Below are 16,300 nucleotides of genomic sequence, written 5' to 3'. Positions count from 1 at the left end.
CGAGTTCCTCGAGGTGAAATATCTGGCCGCTGGCGGCCTGTCGAATTGAGGAGAATGGCATGAGCGCAGCTGATATCGACGGATTTGCGGACAGGATCAGGCAGCACCGGGGCGGCATGATCTCCGCCTGGATCGGTATTCCCGACGCTACGCTCGCCAATCACCTGGCGCAGGAGGCCTTCGACACCATCGTGCTGGATATGCAGCACGGCATGTGGGACATGCCCTCGGCAGCGAACGCCGTTGCCCAGGTGCGCCTTGCCGGCAAGCCGGCGCTGGCGCGCATTCCGGTCGGTGATTTCGCGTCCGCCTCGCGCCTGCTCGATGCCGGCGCTTCCGGCATCATTGCGCCGATGATCAATTCGGCCGAAGACGCGCAAGCCTTCGTCAAGACCACCAAATACCCGCCTCTCGGCGAACGCAGCTGGGGACCCTCGCTGGCGCTCAACCATACCGGCCTGTCGGCCGATGATTATCTGAAGAACGCCAATGCGCTCACCGTCGCCGTCGCCATGATCGAGACCCGGGCGGCACTCGAGGCGATCGACGGCATCCTCGGCGTTGCCGGCATCGACGGCATTTTCATCGGCCCTTCCGACCTTTCGATCGCGCTGTCGAACGGCGATCAGGTGGCGCCGAACGCCGCCGAGATCGACAGCGCCATGCAGCATGCGGTTTCGCGCTGCCGTGCCCATGGCAAATTCGCCTGCGCCTTCGCCGGTGACGGCGAGCGGGCTGGCGAACTGCTGAAGTTCGGCTTCGATCTGGTCATTGCCGGCGCCGAGACCGCGCAGTTGCGCTCCGGCGCCCGCCGCGCCATCAATGCCGCCCGCAGGATCGCTTCTGCTTGAGCGTCATTTCACCGATTTGACGGCCAGCCAGATGACGTGGCGGGCGCCGCCGCGTTTGCCGTTGGCGCGCGTGTTGACCGCATCGACGGAAAAACCGCTATCCTTGAGACGCCGCGTGAAATCAGGGTCCGGACCGGACGACCAGACGGCGAGCACGCCGCCTGGGCGCAACGCGTCGCCGGCGGCGCGAAGGCCGGCAAAATCGTAGAGCCGGTCGTTGGATTTGCGGGTCAGGCCATCAGGACCGTTATCGACATCGAGCAGAATGGCGTCATAGGCGGTCTTGCCGGTGCGGATCGCGTCGCCGACATCGCCCTGATGGATGCCGACCCGCGGATCGTCGAGACAGCCCTTGAAGACCTCGGCCATCGGCCCGCGTGCCCAGGCGACGACGGCCGGCACCAGTTCGGCGACGGTGACGCCGGCATCTTCGGGAAGGACGGCGAGGGCGGCGCGCAGGGTGAAGCCCATGCCGAGGCCGCCGATTAGGATCCGCGGCTTCGGGTGCGCCTTGATCCGATCCCAGGAAAGGGTCGCCAGTGCCTCCTCCGAGCCGCTGAGACGGCTGTTCATCAACTCGTTGGCGCCGAGCATGATCGAGAACTCGCTGCCGCGCCGCTTCAGCCGCAATTCGCCGTTTTCACCGGGAATGGTCGCGGAATCGAGCTGGATCCATGGCAGCATGACGGCTTCGCCTCTTAAAGGGACTGTCCCCTAGCATAGGGCAGGCGACGAGGCCAGCAAGCCGGCTTCAGATCATCCGCACCGACGGGTCCGCCCAGCTCTTGTAAAGCTCGCCCAACGGCCGGCCGTTTCAGTCGGCATGTTTGGTTGAGCGAGTGCCTATTCGCCGCCTTTCCAGAGTGCATGAAAGTGCTGCACCGGTCCATGGCCGGAGCCGACGGTGAGGTTGCCGGCAGCCGCGACCGCGCCGGCGAGGTAATCCTTGGCGATGGCGACGGCCTCCCGCGCCGAGGCGCCCTTGGCGAGCTCGGCCGCCAGCGCGCTGGAGAGCGTGCAGCCGGTGCCGTGGGTATTCTTGGTCGGCACGCGCCTGGCTTCGAACCAGTGCAGGCCGGCAGCGGTGGCAAGCACGTCGGGGCTCTCGTCGCTGTCGAGATGGCCGCCCTTGACCAACACCGCGGCCGGGCCAAGTGCTAGCAGGCGCTCGGCCTGCGCCGCCATGTCAGCGCGGTTTGTCGCGACCGGCTGGTGCAGCAGGGCGGCGGCTTCCGGCAGGTTCGGGGTCAGAAGCGTGGCAAGCGGCAGCAGCCGGCGGGTCAGCACGTCGACCGCCTCGGGCGCCAGCAGGGCGGCTCCGCCCTTGGCGATCATGACCGGGTCGATGACGATCGGAATGTCGCGGTGGTCAGTCAGCGCACCGGCAACGGCTTCGGCGATGCCGGCATTGGCGATCATGCCGATCTTGACGGCATCGACGCGCACGTCGGCAAAGACGGCATTGATCTGATCGGCGACGAATTGCGGCGGCACCAGATGCACGCCGCTTACCCCTTGCGTGTTCTGCGCCGTCAGCGCGGTCAGCACCGCCATGCCGTAGACGCCGCGGGCGGAAAAGGCCTTGAGATCGGCCTGGATGCCGGCGCCGCCGGAGGGATCAGAGCCGGCGATCGAGAGAACGTTGCGGATCATGCGCGGGCCTTTCGAATTTCTGCAGCGATGCGGCCCGTGGCCGCTTCGGGGTCGGGCGTGCCGCAGATGGCAGAGACGACGGCAAGTCCCTTGGCGCCTGCGGCGAACACCTGAACGACATGATCCGCCTTGAGTCCGCCGATCGCGACCGATGGCACCGGCGAGACCTTGACCAGCCTTGCAAGGCCGTCAAAGCCGATCGGTTGCTTGTGATCGGCCTTGGTCGGTGTCGCAAACACCGGCCCGACGCCGGTGTAATCGATGAGATCAGGATCGACGGCGTTAGCAAGCGCTTCGCTCTCGACCGACAGGCCAAGGATCATCTCAGCACCGACCATCGCCCGGGCTTTACGCGCATCCATGTCCTCCTGGCCAATATGCAGACCATCGGCGCCGATGGCGATTGCCGCCTCGACGTCATCGTTGACAATGAGGAGGGCGCCGGTCCTATCCAGCACCTGTTTCAAGGCGCGGCCGGTCTCGATCATCCTGATGGTGCCGGCATGTTTGTCGCGCAGCTGCACCATGGTGGCGCCGCCGGCAACGGCAAGGCGCGCGGTTTCGACCATGCCGATCCCGGCGCAGAGATCGGGGTCGAGGACGAGATAGAGCGAAAGGTCGAAAGCCTTCATGCGGCTGATATCCTTGCCCTGGCGTCCAGCGTTTCGGCGTCGAGCGCGGCCAGCGCATCGAGAAAGCGCCAGGAGAAGGAGCCGGGGCCGGCCGCGCCAAGGGCGGCCTCCTCGCCGGCGATGGCGAAGGTTGCAAGGGCTGCGACCGTCGCTCCGAAGGTGTCTTCAGGTGCCGTCGCGGCAAAGGCGCCGACGAGGCAGGTGAGCGAGCAGCCGAGTGCCGTGACCTGCGGCATCAGGACCGATCCGCCTTCGATGCGCACGGCCCGCTCGCCGTCGGTGACGAAATCCACGGCGCCGGTTACGGCGACGACCGCCCGCTGCCGCTCGGCAAGCCATCGCGCCGAACCTTCCGCTTGCTCGACCGGGTCGCGGCTATCGACCCCCTGGCCGCGACTTTCTCCGCCGGCAAGCGCGATGATCTCGGACGCGTTGCCGCGGATGATGGTCGGACGCAGCGCCAGCAGTTCGGCGACCGCATTGCGGCGGAAGGCGGTGGCATAATGGGCGACCGGATCGAGCACCCAGGGTTTGCCGGCTGATGTCGCCGCCTTCGCAGCCGCCTGCATGCCGTCGATCCATTGCGTCGACAGCGTGCCGATATTGATTGTCACAGCGCTGGCGATCGCGGCGAATTCGCCGGCTTCTTCGGCGGCATGCACCATGGCGGGCGAGGCGCCTGATGCAAGCAGGACATTCGCGGCGATGTTCATGGCGACGTAATTGGTGATGCACTGAACGAGCGGCGGCTTCTCGCGCATCGCCTTCAGCATCGCTCCTGGTGTGGTCCTGGTCTGCATATGGCCCCTTTCAGGCGGGGGCGGGCACGGGGCGGTTCATGCGGACGGTGCCGCGGCCCCGAGCGACTCCCTCCGCCGGCATTATCCGGTTCAGGTTCGAAGGGTGCTTCTCAGCCCGTCTGTCGACGAACGCCCCTGTCTCTCATCACGCCCTTTTTCGCAGAGAACGGGGCGGATGTCATCTCGAAAATGACAGTCCTGCGGCTGCGCCGCGCGATGATGATGAACGATTTTAAGAGATGCGCACCCCGCGGATAATCTCTGCCGGGGTGCCTCTTGGACTCCACTATCTGGATTCGTATATTGCCGTCGAGAATACGACATCGAAATCCCCTAGCTCAAGTCATGAAGATCGGTGGTAATCGCCGGCCCAATCGAAAACTCCGAAAACCGCACCCTCAGCCCGCTCCGCTCCGGCGTGCAAGCAGTCGGCCCCACCTCATAGCGCTCGGCAGCCGGGAGGGGCGCTAACCGCAGTAGCGGCCAGTGGCGTCCGTCGCGTGAAGCCTGGATGCGCAACGCGCCGTTGGCGACCGTCACGCGGATGCGGAAATCTTCCAATTCGCGGAAGGGCTGAGCGACGGACCAGTCGGATTTGCCGTCGGTGACGACGGTGCTGAGGAAGGCTTCGCCGTCGGTGAACTCGACGCCTGTTTTCACCCAGCGTTTCTCGTCGATGCGCACCATCAGGCCGGCCTGGTCGTAGAGGGTGCGGAATTCGCCCTGGACGCGGATCTGCGCGGTGAAGCCGTCGGTGGTGGGAAAGGCGAGGAAATGGCCGCTGTCGCGGGTGAAGCCGTAATGGGTTTCTCGCCAGAAATCGGTTTTCTCATCGGTGGTCAAGGTAAGGCCGGCGTCGGTCGCCTGCCATTGCGCCGGCTCGTTCAGCCATTTGCCGTCGTTGAAGTCGATACTCATGCTGTTCTCCCGTTCCCTTGAAGCCTGACTCAGGGCGATCGCCTCACCTTGGCACAATGCGCGGTCTTGGTGCAGCCGGGCGCAGCCGAAGATTGTGTGTTTTTCCGGCGTCCGGCTATCCGCCCTAGCATAATCCGTCGCTCGTGCTTGACAGGATCGATCCATCCCCTATTCTGTTACAAAAAGATGAATTACATAATTGTGGAACTAAACGGGAGCTCTCACATGAAAACACTGGTCGCATTCCTTCTCGGCACTGCGCTCATCGCCCTGCCTTCGACACTCCTTGCCCAGGAAAAGGGCGGCGTCATCAACGTCGCGACGATCGGCGAACCGCCAACGCTCGATCCGATGTCGTCGACGGCCGATCTGGTCGGCATCGTCACGCAACACATTTTCGAAACGCTCTACACCTTCGACAAGAGCTGGAACGTAACGCCGCTTCTGGCCGAAAGCCTGCCTGAGATCAGCGCCGACGGCAAAACCTATACGATCAAGCTCAGAACCGGCATCAAGTTCCACGACAATACCGATATGACCTCGGAAGATGTCGTCGCCTCGCTTGGCCGCTGGATGAAGATCGCTTCGCGCGGCAAGCAGGTGGCCGGCTTCATCGAGTCCGTCACCGCCGTCGATCCGGCGACCGTCAAGATTGCGCTGAAGCAGCCCTATGCGCCGCTGACCTCGCTGCTTGCCTTCAACAATTCGGCCGCGATCATCATCCCGTCGGAAAAGCAGGACGAGCCGATGAAGGACTTCATCGGCACCGGTCCCTACATGCTGAAGGAGCGCAAGGCCGACCAGTATATCCAGCTCGTCCGTTTCGATGGCTATAAGTCACGCGAAGGCGACAGCAATGGTTATGGCGGCGCCCGTCATCAATATCTCGATGAGATCCGCTTCGTGCCGGTGCCGGATCCGAACACCCGCGTCGAAGCCGCCGTTTCCGGCCAGTATGATTATGTCGACTCGATCCCCGTCGAATCCTACGACAAGCTGAAGGCTTCGACCGCCTCGCAGCCGATCATCCTCAAGCCCTTCGGTTATCCGGTCTTCGTCTTCAACACGAAGGAAGGTATTGCCGGGAATGTCGAGGTCCGCAAGGCGATCCGCCAGGCGCTCAGCATGGAAGACATGCTGGCCGCCGCCTTCGGCAGCAAGGATTTCTATGCGCTCGACGGCGCGATCTATCCGAAGACCTTTGCCTGGTCGACCGATGCCGGCGTCGAAGGCGCTTACAATGTCGCCGATCCGGAAGGGGCGGCGGCCGCCGCCAAGAAGGCCGACTACAACGGCGAGCCGATCCGTATCCTGACCAGCCGCCAGTACGAATTCCACTACAAGATGGCGCAGGTCGCCGCCGAATATCTGAAGCTTGCCGGCTTCACCGTCGATATGCAGGTTGTGGACTGGGCGACGCTGACCCAGCGCCGCACCGATCCGAAGCTCTGGGATATCTACATCACCCATAGCCCCTTCCTGCCCGAGCCGGCGCTGATCGGCTCGCTCTCGACCAGTTCGCCGGGCTGGTGGGATACGCCGGCCCGCAAGGCCGCCGTCGATGCCTTTACATCGGAAGTCGATCCGAAGAAGCGCGTGGCGCTCTGGGCCGATGTCCAGAAGGCGATCTATGCCGATGCACCCTTCATGAAGATCGGCGACTTCAACGCGGTTTCGGCGGAATCGACCAAGCTCGAAGGCGTCGATCCGGCTCCGTGGCCGTATTTTTGGAATGCTTCGATCAAGAAGTAAACATCGCCAGCGATACCGGCCCGTCGTGGCCGGTATCAGTCTTCTTTTTTGCAGCATCTGCAAGGGTTTGCCAGGCATTCATGATACGCTACATCCTCCAGCGCCTGTTCGGCATGATCGTCGTGATGTTTCTCGTCGTCACGATCGTCTTCGTCATCGTGCGCGTGACACCGGGAGATCCGGCCGCCGTCATGCTCGGGCCAGATGCGACGCCGCAGGATATTGCCGACCTCAGGGCCCGGCTCGGCCTCGATCAGTCGCTCGGCCTGCAGTATGTCTATTATATCGGCCAGATGCTGAGAGGTGATCTCGGCCAGTCGATCTTCCTCAACATGCCTGTCACTTCGGCTCTGCTCGACCGCGCCGAGCCGACCTTTTTCCTGACTTTGTTCTCGCTCGCCATTGCCAGCATCATCGCCCTGCCGATCGGCATCTATGCCGCCTATCGGCGCGGTTCCTTCATCGACCAGGCGGCAACGACGCTTGCGATGTTCGCCGCCAGCATCCCAAGCTTCTGGCTCGGCCTGATCCTGATGCAGTTCTTCGCCGTCAGGCTGAACCTCTTCCCGGTCTCGGGTTATGGCGGTCCGGGCTCGACCTTCTTCGAGCGCATGTATCACCTGACGCTGCCTGCCTTTGCGCTCGGCATTGTCTCTTCGGCGCTGATCCTGCGCTTCACCCGCGCGTCGATGCTCGATGTGCTTGGCGACGATTATATCCGCACGGCCCGCGCCAAGGGGCTGATCGAGCGCCGGGTCATTCTCAAGCACGCTCTGAAGAATGCGCTGATCCCGATCCTGACGGTGATCGGCCTGACGGCAGCGGTGCTGATTTCGGGCGCCGTCGTCACCGAGACCGTCTTCGGCCTGCCGGGTGTCGGCAATCTCGTCGTCTCGGCGGTCCTGCGCCGCGACTATCCCGTCATCCAGGGGGCGCTGCTCGTCATCGCCGCCCTCTATGTGCTGATCAATTTTGCGATCGACATGCTCTATCTGCTGATCGATCCAAGGGTGCGCTACTGATGGCCGATATCGCAATCAAACCCGCGGAAGGCGAGGGCAGCAAATTCGCCAGGCGCCTGCTGAAGCGCAAGACGGTCGCCTTGGGCCTGCTGATCCTGACGATCTTCGTGCTTCTGGCGATCTTGGCGCCTCTTGTCGCGCCCTATTCGCCGTCGAAGCTTTCCATCGTCAACCGGCTGAAACCGCCGAGCGGCACCTTTGTCTTCGGCACCGACGAGTTCGGCCGCGACGTCTTCTCGCGCACGATCTTCGCCGGCCGCCTGTCGCTGCTCGTCGGTGTTGCGGTCGTGAGCCTGTCGGCCGTGATCGGCGTAACGCTCGGTCTGCTCGCCGGCTTCTTCCAGAAGCTCGACACGCCGATCGCCCGGCTGATCGACGCGATGATGGCATTCCCCGATATTCTGCTGGCGATCGCGCTCGTCGCCGCCCTCGGCCCGTCGCTGACCACAGTCATCATCGCGCTATCGATCGTCTATGCGCCGCGCCTTGCCCGGATCGTGCGCGCTTCGACGCTGGTCATTCGCGAGTTGCCCTATGTCGAGGCGGCGAGGGCACTCGGCATCTCGACCTTTCACATCATGATGCGGCATGTGCTGCGCAATCTGCTGTCGCCGATCCTCGTGCAGGCGACGTTCCTCTTCGCCAGCGCCATGCTCGCCGAAGCCGGCCTGTCTTTCCTCGGCCTCGGCGTCAGCCCGGAAATCCCGACCTGGGGAACGATGATCGCCGCCGGCCGCCAGTATATCGGCCAGGCCGATTGGATGACGCTGTTTCCGGGTGTCGCCATCATCCTCTCCGTGCTGTCGCTGCAGATGGTCGGCGACGGCCTCAGGGACATGCTCGATCCGAGACTTCGCAAGGATCTTTAATCCGCCGACCAAGCGTCGGCCCAATCGAAATTCGCTAAATCGAAAATTGCATGACAGGAGTTTGCGTGAATCAGTTTCCCACCGCCGCCGGCAAGGTCGAGAACTCGCCTTACGAACGGCTTGCTGCCCTCGGCATAACGCTTCCGCCGCCGCCGCCGCCGATCGCCAATTTCGTCACGCACGTGATCGAAGGCAATATGCTCTACCTCTCCGGCCAGGGCCCGCGCGAGGCCGACGGCTTCCTGCATGCCGGCAAGGTCGGCGGTGGCATCAGTGTCGAGGGGGCCTATGGCCATGCGCGCCTGACCGGCATCAACCTGCTTGCCGTCATGCAGGATGCGCTTGGCGATCTCGCCCGGGTCAAGCGGGTGGTCAAGCTGCTCGGCATGGTCAATGCCGTGCCTGAGTTCGAGGATCATCCGAGCGTCATCAACGGCTGCTCGGACCTGCTGATCGCAGTCTTCGGGCCGGCGGGCGAACATGCTCGTTCGGCCGTCGGCTTCGGCTCGCTGCCCGGCAACATCACCGTCGAGATCGAGGCGATCGTCGCCTTGCACGGCTGATGGGAACTCGACACATTTGATCGACCGCCCCATGTTTCGTTTTTCGACCCAGAATCCTGGAGATCTCCATGTCCACTGATATCCGCCCGTCGCTTGGCCTTCGCCCTGTCATCAATGTATCGGGCACGATGACCAGCCTCGGCGCCTCGATCGTCGTTCCCGAAGCGATCAGCGCGATGGCATCGATCCTGCCGCACTTCGTCGAGATCAACGACCTGCAGCGCAAGGCAAGCGCCGTCATCGCAAGGCTGACCGGTGGAGAGGCGGGCTTCGTCACTGCCTCCTGCTCGGCCGGTATTTCGCTCGCCGTCGCCGGCGCGATCACCGGCAATAACCTGCTGGCGATCGAGAAGCTGCCGGATGTCGTGCCGGAGAAGAACGAAGTGCTGGTGCAGATGGGCCATGTCGTCAGCTACGGCGCCCCGGTCGACCAGGCAATCCGGCTTGCCGGCGGCAAGGTCGTGCTTGTCGGGCAGGCGACCTCGACGCATCGCTTCCACATGGAAAACGCCATCACCGACAAGACCGCCGCCGCCGTCTATGTCGTCTCCCACCATGTTGTCGATTACGGCCTGCTGAACCTCAAGGAATTCGTCGAGATTGCCCATGCCAAGGGCGTGCCCGTCATCGTCGATGCCGCCTCGGAATATGATCTCAGGATTTTCCTGGAGCAGGGGGCCGACATCGCCCTTTACTCCGGCCACAAATTCCTCGGCGGCCCGACCTCGGGCATCGTTGCCGGCAGAAAGGAGCTGGTGCGCCACGCCTTCCTGCAGAACATGGGCATCGGCCGCGGCATGAAGGTCGGCAAGGAGAGCATCTTCGGCGTCATGGCAGCACTTGAAGCATGGGAAAACCGCGACCATGCCGGCATCCGGGAACGCGAGACCGGCTATCTCAACTTGTGGAAGCGCACGCTCGACGGCCGCCCTGGCCTTACCGCGCTGATCGAGCCCGATCCGACCCACAATCCGCTCGAGCGGCTGCGCCTGATCGTCGATCCCGAGCAAGCCCATATCACCGCCTGGGATTTGGCCGATGCGCTTGCCAAGGGCAGCCCGCCGATCATCGTGCGTGACCATGAGGTAGAGCACCGCTATTTCTACCTCGACCCGTGCAATCTGCACGCGGGCGAGGAGACGGTCGTCGCGGAGCGCTTGGCGCAGGAACTCGACCAGGCACGGGCCTCCAACGAGATCATCGCAACGCCGATCGAGAACCGCAGCAGGCACCGCTTCGACGGTGCGTTGCGCTGGCCGGATTGATCCGCCGCTTACCCGTCGCAAGAGGAACCGCCATGGTCAGCGCCCAAACCCAACCGATCCAGACGACCACCGACGTTCTTTCCGTCGAAAGGCTGACGACATCCTTTCTGGTGGACGGCGTCTGGAAACCGGTCGTGCGCGATGTTTCCTTCACGGTGGCGCCAGCGGAGACTGTGGCGATTGTTGGCGAATCCGGCTCGGGCAAGAGCGTCACATCGCTCTCGATCATGCGGCTGCTGCAGGCGGATACGAGCCGTGTCGAGGGCCGCGTCATGCTCGGCGGACGCGACCTTCTTGCCCTACCGGAAAATGCCATGCGGCAGGTGCGCGGCAACGAGGTGGCGATGATCTTCCAGGAGCCGATGACATCGCTCAATCCGCTCTTCACCATCGGTGACCAGATATCCGAAGCGCTGCTCTGCCATTCCGATATGAGCAGCGCCGATGCCAAAGCCGAGACGATCCGGCTGCTGGAAAAGGTCCGCATCCCCTCGGCTGCCTCGCGCTTCGGCGAATATCCGCATCGTTTTTCCGGCGGCATGCGCCAGCGGGTGATGATCGCCATGGCGCTCGCCAGCCGGCCGAAACTGTTGATCGCCGACGAGCCGACGACGGCACTCGACGTGACGATCCAGGGCCAGATCCTCGATCTCATCAAGATGCTGCAGGACGAGGAGGGGACCTCCGTTCTGTTCATCACCCATGATATGGGCGTCGTTGCCGAGATCGCTGACCGGACGGTGGTGATGTATCGCGGCGAACAGGTGGAAAGCGGCGCCACCGCCGATATCTTCCACCGCGGCAAACATCCCTATACGAGAGCGCTACTGTCAGCCGTGCCGGTGCTCGGCTCGATGCAGGGCAGGCAACGGCCGCTGCGCTTTCCCGTGGTCAATACCGCAACGGGTGAATCAGACATTCCCGCCGAGGTCACCGATACGGTGGCAGCGACGCCCGTCCTGCAGGTGAAGAACCTCACCAAGCGCTTCGACATTCATTCCGGCCTGTTCGGCCGGATGACCAGCCGGGTGCATGCGGTCGAAAACGTCTCCTTCGATCTTCATGCCGGCGAGACGCTGTCGCTCGTCGGCGAATCCGGCTGCGGCAAATCGACGACCGGCCGCGCCATCATGCGGCTCATCGAGCCGCAGGCCGGTTCCGTTCTCGTCGAGGGCAGGGAGGTGCTCGGCCTCGACCGGAAGGATCTGCGCGAGATGCGCAAGTCGGTGCAGATGATCTTCCAGGATCCCTTTGCCAGCCTCAATCCGCGCATGACGGTCGGCGCAGCTATCGCCGAACCCTATCTCGAGCACAGGATGGGCAACGCGAAACAGGCAAAGGATGTCGTCGCCGATCTGCTGGTGAAGGTCGGTCTGTCCTCGGATATGGCCGCCCGTTATCCGCATGAGTTTTCCGGCGGCCAGCGCCAACGCATCTGCATCGCCCGCGCGCTCGCCTTGCAGCCGAAGGTCATTGTCGCCGACGAAAGCGTCTCGGCGCTCGACGTCTCGATCAAGGCGCAGGTCATCAACCTGATGCTCGACCTGCAGCAGAGCCTCAACCTCGCCTTCCTGTTCATCTCGCACGACATGGCGGTGGTCGAGCGCGTCAGCCATCGCGTAGCGGTGATGTATCTCGGCGAGATCGTCGAGATCGGCCCGCGATCCGCGGTCTTCGAAAATCCGCAGCATCCCTATACGAAAAAACTCATCGCGGCAGTGCCGGTGCCGGATCCCAACCGTCGCCACGAAAAGCGGATGGTGGCGAATGACGAGATCAAGAGCCCAATGCGCCCGGTCGACTATCAGCCTGCAAGCACGTCTTATCGCGAAGTCGGGCCGGGCCACCTGGTCATGGCGGATCGCTAAGACTTGCCATCGCGTTTCGGATCTGACGGGCGCTATTCCATCGCCAGGATCATGTTGCGCACGACGGGGTAGATTTCCCCCTCCCAGCGGCGGCCGCTGAAGACGCCGTAATGTCCGACATTGGCCTGAAGATGATGGCGCTTCAGATGTGGGCGTAGCGCCCGACAGAGATCGTGCGCGGCCGAGGTCTGGCCGAGTGCGCAGATATCGTCGCGCCCGCCCTCGACGGTCAAAAGCGCCGTGTTGCGGATCTGGCCGGGATCGACCTTGCGGCCATGATGGGTCAGGTCGCCGGTCGCGATTTCCGCCTTCTGGAAGACGCGTTCGATGGTTTCGATGTAGAATTCTTCGGTGAGGTCGAGCACGGCGAAATATTCGTCGTAGAAATTCTTGATCTTGCTGGCCTCGGCCGTCTCGCCCTTCGCCAGATGGTCGTAGAGCTTGCGATGGGCGTCCTGGTGGCGCTGCATGTTCATCGACATGAAGGCGACAAGCTGGAGGAAACCGGGATAGACGCGCCGTCCCGCACCCCGATAACGCCAGGGGACGTCCGTGATCAGCGAGTTTTCGAACCAGGCGAGCGATTGCGATACCGCAAGCTCGTTGACCTTCGTCGGGCTCTCGCGCGGATCGATCGGACCGGCCATCAGCGTCATGGTCCGCGGGGTGGCCGGATGCCGCTCTTCCGACATCACGGCGACGGCGGCCAGCGCCTGCACGCAGGGTTGGCAGACGGCAAGGATATGAGCGCCCGGACCGATCTCCTCCAGGAAATGCATGATATAATCGACATAGTCGTCCATGCCGAAGCGTCCGGCCGACAGCGGCACGTCACGGGCGTTGGCCCAGTCGGTGATATAGACGTCGTGGTCGCGCAGCAGGGTCTGCACGGTGCCGCGCAGCAGCGTCGAAAAATGGCCGGACAGCGGTGCGACGACCAGCACCCGCGGCCGCTTTGCATCGGTGTCCGTTGCAAAGCGCAGCAGCGTGCCGAAGGGCATGTCGAGCACGGTCTCGACAGTGACGGGCCTCACGCGATTGCCGATCATGACCGACGTAATAGCGAAATCCGGACGTTGGTGAGTGATCTCGAAGCGTGAGATCATCTCCAGCGCGGCGGCGAAGTGCCGTCCCATTTCGCTGCCGGATCCCCAGAGCGCTGTCGCGGAGAAGATCTGCAGGCGGCGCGCCAGATCGCGGAGCGGCGCGATGAGATCATCCTGGAACTGATAGGCCTGGTAGAGCATGGCCGAAATCTCCCGCACTGCCGCATCGATGCGGCAGTGCAAAAAATGCTAGTGGAATATCTCCTGCCATGCGAGAAGATTATCGAGGAAGAAGCAACATTGTCCGACAAGGATACGAGCCCGATGTCGCAGGCGGCACTGACGATTTCCTCGAAAAACTACTCATCATGGTCTCTGCGCGGCTGGCTGCTGTGCCGGATGGCCGGGCTGGACTTCGCCGAAGTCCTTGTGGAACTGGATGACGAGGCGCGCCAGGAACTGCTTCTGCTTTCACCGTCGGTTCTGGTGCCGAGGCTGACCCATGACGATGTGACGGTCTGGGACACGTTGGCGATCGCCGAATATCTCCATGAGGTCGCGCCCACTGCCGGGCTCTGGCCCACCGAGCGCGCGGCGCGCGCCCGCTGCCGGTCGGTTTCGGGCGAGATGCATTCGGGTTTCCACAATCTGCGCTCGGCATTGCCGATGAACCTCAAGGCGCGGCATGCGAGCTTCAAGATATTTTCGGGCGCGCGGCCCGATGTCGAGCGTGTCAAGGCGATCTGGACCGAATGCCTCGAGGCAAGCGGCGGCCCGTGGCTGTTCGGGATCGCGCCGACCGTGGCCGATGCGATGTATGCGCCGGTCTGCACCCGATTCCGCACCTACGCGGTGGAACTCGAACCGCAGCTCGAAGCCTATGTCGAGACGGTGCTGTCCTGGCCGCTGATGGGTGAATGGACGGAGGGAGCGATGGTCGAGCCGGATGAGATCGTCGAGTTGGAAGTCGAGTTCTGACCGGAACGCGGCGGTGCGGCTCCGCATCGACTTTCACGCGACGAATTAAGAGTTGCCTGCAAGGTGAGCGGCGCATAAATCAGATGCAGTGCTACATGCCGCGAAATCTGGACCAATGAACAGAGATTATTATTCCAAACTCGGCGGACTGCCGCCGCAAACCGAGCTGCTTTCCAGCAAAGCCGTTTTCACCACAGCCTACGCGGTCATCCCGCGCAGCGTCATGACCGATATCGTCACCAGCGTCCTTCCTCACTGGACGGGAACGCGGGCTTGGGTTCTCTCCCGGCCGCTCTCCGGTTTCTCCGAGACCTTCTCGCAATATGTGATGGAGGTCCAGCCCGGCGGCGGAAGCGACCGGCCGGAGCCCAACAAACGGGCCGAAGCGGTCCTGTTCGTCGTCGAAGGCGAGATGACGGTGGAGCTCGACGGCAACAGTCATGCGCTGCGCGCCGGTTCGTTCGCCTATCTTCCGGCGGGCTCGGTCTGGCGCCTGAAAAATAGCGGCTCGACGGCGGCAAAATTCCACTGGATTCGAAAGGCCTTTCAGGAGGTCGAGGGGCTGGAGCCGCCGCCGGCTATCTTCACGCATGAGGACCAGCACCCCATCTCGGCAATGCCCGATACCGATGGACGCTGGGGGACGACCCGGTTCATCGATCCAGCCGATGTCCGCTACGACATGCACGTGAATATCGTGACTCTGGAGCCGGGCGCCGTGATCCCCTTCATGGAAACCCATGTCATGGAGCATGGTCTCTATGTGCTGGAGGGCAAGGCGGTCTATCGGCTGAACCAGGATTGGGTCGAGGTCGAGGCCGGCGACTTCATGTGGCTGCGCTCCTTCTGCCCGCAGGCATGTTACGCCGGTGGCCCCGGCCGTTTCCGCTACCTGCTCTACAAGGACGTGAACCGTCACATGACGCTCTGGTAGGATCTGGAGCGGTTCAGCTTTTCTTGGAAATGCAGAACCGCTCTAACCTTTTGTTTTATCGCAATTCCGGACGGAAAACCGCTTTGCACTTTTCCTGGAATTGCTTGGGCGAAGGAACGATGAAGCTCGAAAGCGAACGTCTGATTTTGAGACCCTGGCGACAGCAGGATCGCAAACCCTTCGCTGCGATCAATGCCGAGCCCGACGTCGTCAGATATCTCAATCCTCTGACCGACGAACAGTCGAATGCGATGCTCGACCGCATCGCCCGGCACTTCGAGGACCATGGCTGGGGGTTTTGGGCGCTGGAGGAGAAGGAAAGCGGCGCGTTGATCGGTATGTGCGGCCTCGCCAAGGTTTCGCCGGCTTTGCCGTTTGCGCCTGCAGTCGAAATCGGTTGGCGGCTTTCAGCGTCGCGGCACGGCGCCTATTATGCGCGCGAGGCCGCGGAACGCTCTCTCGATTTTGCGTTCAACACGCTGAAGCTTGACCGCATCGTCAGCTTCACGGTGCCCGCAAACAGCAATTCCTGGGGTCTGATGAGACGACTGGGGATGAACCGGATCGGTGAGTTCGACCATCCCAATTTCGTCGAAGGGCATCCGTTGCGCCATCACGTGCTCTATGAACTGCGGTCATCAAACGGAATTTGACCTCCCACGCATCGGCACCAACCGTGAGGGCGCGTTTATAGTTGAGCAACTTATGATTGTAAAAGTGGCGTAATCAACATTATGGAACTAAAAGGTGCTTTACAACCACCGAGAACCGCCTCTCTAATAAACCCCGCCAATCATTCACGATGGCACGTTGTCTGCAATGATGCCACGCGTTACCGGAGGCGCCCAGACATTCACCGAATTCAGGTGAATCTGCCCCGCGCACCGGTTTCTCGGAGCTTTCTCGGTCAGGTCGTTCGTCCAAGCGTCGAAAGTGCATCCTGCAGTCTGAGTGCCGCCAATGCTTCGGTTGCCTCATCCGAAGACCATCCCGCTTCCAACGCCGCAGACAGGACCAGCGATTCCGTTTGAAGCTCGAGCTTCTCATAAAGCGGCTCGATGGCTTCGCGCGCTGTTACAACGTGCTGGTCTGGTGGGGTGATGGGTGTGGCGGCAACCGTAGGCATGAAATGCTCCTCCTATTGAACGC

At 62.7% G+C, this 16,300-nt stretch carries 17 protein-coding genes and 1 riboswitch; of the genes, 10 read left to right on the top strand and 7 right to left on the bottom strand.

The window, feature by feature from the left end:
* Positions 1 to 59 precede the first annotated feature (59 nt).
* Positions 60 to 851 (top strand): HpcH/HpaI aldolase family protein, encoded by a 792-nt coding sequence (locus ACIPSK_RS00145; protein ID WP_162115326.1) that lies wholly within the window; start codon positions 60 to 62, stop codon positions 849 to 851.
* Positions 852 to 854: 3 nt separating this feature from the next.
* Here the strand turns inward: ACIPSK_RS00145 and ACIPSK_RS00140 are convergent, their stop codons facing one another.
* The 5 genes from ACIPSK_RS00140 to ACIPSK_RS00120 all read right to left on the bottom strand — a co-directional run bounded on the left by ACIPSK_RS00140 (position 855) and on the right by ACIPSK_RS00120 (position 4,854).
* A complete protein-coding gene (locus ACIPSK_RS00140) occupies positions 855 to 1,535 on the bottom strand; it encodes a spermidine synthase (RefSeq protein WP_162115327.1) in 681 nt (226 codons plus the stop codon).
* Positions 1,536 to 1,694: 159 nt separating this feature from the next.
* Positions 1,695 to 2,504, bottom strand: a complete 810-nt coding sequence (thiD, locus tag ACIPSK_RS00135) for a bifunctional hydroxymethylpyrimidine kinase/phosphomethylpyrimidine kinase (protein ID WP_162115328.1) — start codon at positions 2,502 to 2,504, stop codon at positions 1,695 to 1,697.
* A complete protein-coding gene (gene thiE, locus ACIPSK_RS00130) occupies positions 2,501 to 3,136 on the bottom strand; it encodes a thiamine phosphate synthase (protein WP_162115329.1) in 636 nt (211 codons plus the stop codon). Before thiE ends, thiD begins: the two co-directional genes overlap by 4 nt.
* On the bottom strand, positions 3,133 to 3,936 hold the full coding sequence (thiM, locus tag ACIPSK_RS00125) for a hydroxyethylthiazole kinase (RefSeq protein WP_162115330.1): 804 nt from the start codon (positions 3,934 to 3,936) through the stop codon (positions 3,133 to 3,135). The genes thiE and thiM overlap by 4 nt, the downstream gene beginning before the upstream one ends.
* 50 nt (positions 3,937 to 3,986) lie before the next feature.
* Positions 3,987 to 4,083: riboswitch (TPP riboswitch) on the bottom strand.
* Positions 4,084 to 4,269: 186 nt separating this feature from the next.
* On the bottom strand, positions 4,270 to 4,854 hold the full coding sequence (locus ACIPSK_RS00120; protein ID WP_162115331.1) for a DUF1349 domain-containing protein: 585 nt from the start codon (positions 4,852 to 4,854) through the stop codon (positions 4,270 to 4,272).
* 225 nt (positions 4,855 to 5,079) lie between these two features.
* On the opposite strand from ACIPSK_RS00120, the gene ACIPSK_RS00115 reads away from it, so the two are divergent.
* From ACIPSK_RS00115 to ACIPSK_RS00090, 6 genes are all read left to right on the top strand, one after another.
* Positions 5,080 to 6,606, top strand: coding sequence for an ABC transporter substrate-binding protein (locus ACIPSK_RS00115; RefSeq protein WP_162115332.1), 1,527 nt, complete (start codon positions 5,080 to 5,082; stop codon positions 6,604 to 6,606).
* Positions 6,607 to 6,686: 80 nt separating this feature from the next.
* A complete protein-coding gene (locus ACIPSK_RS00110) occupies positions 6,687 to 7,628 on the top strand; it encodes an ABC transporter permease (protein ID WP_003547937.1) in 942 nt (313 codons plus the stop codon).
* Positions 7,628 to 8,497: an ABC transporter permease gene (locus tag ACIPSK_RS00105; protein WP_162115333.1), complete on the top strand. Its 870-nt coding sequence runs from the start codon at positions 7,628 to 7,630 to the stop codon at positions 8,495 to 8,497. Before ACIPSK_RS00110 ends, ACIPSK_RS00105 begins: the two co-directional genes overlap by 1 nt.
* Positions 8,498 to 8,547: 50 nt before the next feature.
* On the top strand, positions 8,548 to 9,060 hold the full coding sequence (locus tag ACIPSK_RS00100) for a RidA family protein (protein ID WP_017968417.1): 513 nt from the start codon (positions 8,548 to 8,550) through the stop codon (positions 9,058 to 9,060).
* A gap of 68 nt (positions 9,061 to 9,128) precedes the next feature.
* Positions 9,129 to 10,325, top strand: a complete 1,197-nt coding sequence (locus ACIPSK_RS00095; protein WP_162115334.1) for an aminotransferase class V-fold PLP-dependent enzyme — start codon at positions 9,129 to 9,131, stop codon at positions 10,323 to 10,325.
* A 32-nt stretch (positions 10,326 to 10,357) separates the two neighbouring features.
* Positions 10,358 to 12,193 carry an ABC transporter ATP-binding protein gene (locus ACIPSK_RS00090; RefSeq protein ID WP_162115335.1) on the top strand — a complete coding sequence of 612 codons (1,836 nt, stop codon included), beginning with the start codon at positions 10,358 to 10,360 and terminating at the stop codon, positions 12,191 to 12,193.
* A gap of 32 nt (positions 12,194 to 12,225) precedes the next feature.
* Here the strand turns inward: ACIPSK_RS00090 and ACIPSK_RS00085 are convergent, their stop codons facing one another.
* Complete coding sequence (locus ACIPSK_RS00085) at positions 12,226 to 13,440, bottom strand: polyhydroxyalkanoate depolymerase (RefSeq protein ID WP_162115336.1); 1,215 nt, start codon at positions 13,438 to 13,440, stop codon at positions 12,226 to 12,228.
* Between the two features lie 123 nt (positions 13,441 to 13,563).
* On the opposite strand from ACIPSK_RS00085, the gene ACIPSK_RS00080 reads away from it, so the two are divergent.
* The 3 genes from ACIPSK_RS00080 to ACIPSK_RS00070 all read left to right on the top strand — a co-directional run bounded on the left by ACIPSK_RS00080 (position 13,564) and on the right by ACIPSK_RS00070 (position 15,804).
* The gene (locus ACIPSK_RS00080) at positions 13,564 to 14,217 is read left to right on the top strand and encodes a glutathione S-transferase (protein WP_026154596.1); all 654 of its coding nucleotides are present in this window, start codon (positions 13,564 to 13,566) and stop codon (positions 14,215 to 14,217) included.
* A 115-nt stretch (positions 14,218 to 14,332) separates the two neighbouring features.
* On the top strand, positions 14,333 to 15,151 hold the full coding sequence (locus ACIPSK_RS00075; RefSeq protein ID WP_162115337.1) for a bifunctional allantoicase/(S)-ureidoglycine aminohydrolase: 819 nt from the start codon (positions 14,333 to 14,335) through the stop codon (positions 15,149 to 15,151).
* Between the two features lie 119 nt (positions 15,152 to 15,270).
* The gene (locus tag ACIPSK_RS00070) at positions 15,271 to 15,804 is read left to right on the top strand and encodes a GNAT family N-acetyltransferase (protein WP_162115338.1); all 534 of its coding nucleotides are present in this window, start codon (positions 15,271 to 15,273) and stop codon (positions 15,802 to 15,804) included.
* A gap of 254 nt (positions 15,805 to 16,058) precedes the next feature.
* Here ACIPSK_RS00070 and ACIPSK_RS00065 read toward each other — a convergent pair whose 3' ends face one another.
* On the bottom strand, positions 16,059 to 16,277 hold the full coding sequence (locus ACIPSK_RS00065; protein WP_017968423.1) for a hypothetical protein: 219 nt from the start codon (positions 16,275 to 16,277) through the stop codon (positions 16,059 to 16,061).
* Between the last annotated feature and the right edge of the window lie 23 nt (positions 16,278 to 16,300).

The organism is Rhizobium sp. LARHSG275, assembly GCF_052871115.1.
Note: the sequence above shows the minus strand (reverse complement) of the source record. Positions and strands in the feature narration are given on the sequence as shown.

Bases quoted from the DNA above. Each gene is read 5' to 3' on its own strand.
- ACIPSK_RS00090 (WP_162115335.1), top strand. From the start codon at position 10,358: ATGGTCAGCGCCCAAACCCAACCGATCCAGACGACCACCGACGTTCTT.
- ACIPSK_RS00080 (WP_026154596.1), top strand. From the start codon at position 13,564: ATGTCGCAGGCGGCACTGACGATTTCCTCGAAAAACTACTCATCATGG.
- ACIPSK_RS00115 (WP_162115332.1), top strand. From the start codon at position 5,080: ATGAAAACACTGGTCGCATTCCTTCTCGGCACTGCGCTCATCGCCCTG.
- ACIPSK_RS00065 (WP_017968423.1), bottom strand. From the start codon at position 16,277: ATGCCTACGGTTGCCGCCACACCCATCACCCCACCAGACCAGCACGTT.
- ACIPSK_RS00085 (WP_162115336.1), bottom strand. From the start codon at position 13,440: ATGCTCTACCAGGCCTATCAGTTCCAGGATGATCTCATCGCGCCGCTC.
- ACIPSK_RS00095 (WP_162115334.1), top strand. From the start codon at position 9,129: ATGTCCACTGATATCCGCCCGTCGCTTGGCCTTCGCCCTGTCATCAAT.
- thiM (WP_162115330.1), bottom strand. From the start codon at position 3,936: ATGCAGACCAGGACCACACCAGGAGCGATGCTGAAGGCGATGCGCGAG.
- ACIPSK_RS00110 (WP_003547937.1), top strand. From the start codon at position 6,687: ATGATACGCTACATCCTCCAGCGCCTGTTCGGCATGATCGTCGTGATG.
- ACIPSK_RS00105 (WP_162115333.1), top strand. From the start codon at position 7,628: ATGGCCGATATCGCAATCAAACCCGCGGAAGGCGAGGGCAGCAAATTC.
- thiE (WP_162115329.1), bottom strand. From the start codon at position 3,136: ATGAAGGCTTTCGACCTTTCGCTCTATCTCGTCCTCGACCCCGATCTC.
- ACIPSK_RS00140 (WP_162115327.1), bottom strand. From the start codon at position 1,535: ATGCTGCCATGGATCCAGCTCGATTCCGCGACCATTCCCGGTGAAAAC.
- thiD (WP_162115328.1), bottom strand. From the start codon at position 2,504: ATGATCCGCAACGTTCTCTCGATCGCCGGCTCTGATCCCTCCGGCGGC.
- ACIPSK_RS00070 (WP_162115338.1), top strand. From the start codon at position 15,271: ATGAAGCTCGAAAGCGAACGTCTGATTTTGAGACCCTGGCGACAGCAG.
- ACIPSK_RS00075 (WP_162115337.1), top strand. From the start codon at position 14,333: ATGAACAGAGATTATTATTCCAAACTCGGCGGACTGCCGCCGCAAACC.
- ACIPSK_RS00145 (WP_162115326.1), top strand. From the start codon at position 60: ATGAGCGCAGCTGATATCGACGGATTTGCGGACAGGATCAGGCAGCAC.
- ACIPSK_RS00120 (WP_162115331.1), bottom strand. From the start codon at position 4,854: ATGAGTATCGACTTCAACGACGGCAAATGGCTGAACGAGCCGGCGCAA.
- ACIPSK_RS00100 (WP_017968417.1), top strand. From the start codon at position 8,548: ATGACAGGAGTTTGCGTGAATCAGTTTCCCACCGCCGCCGGCAAGGTC.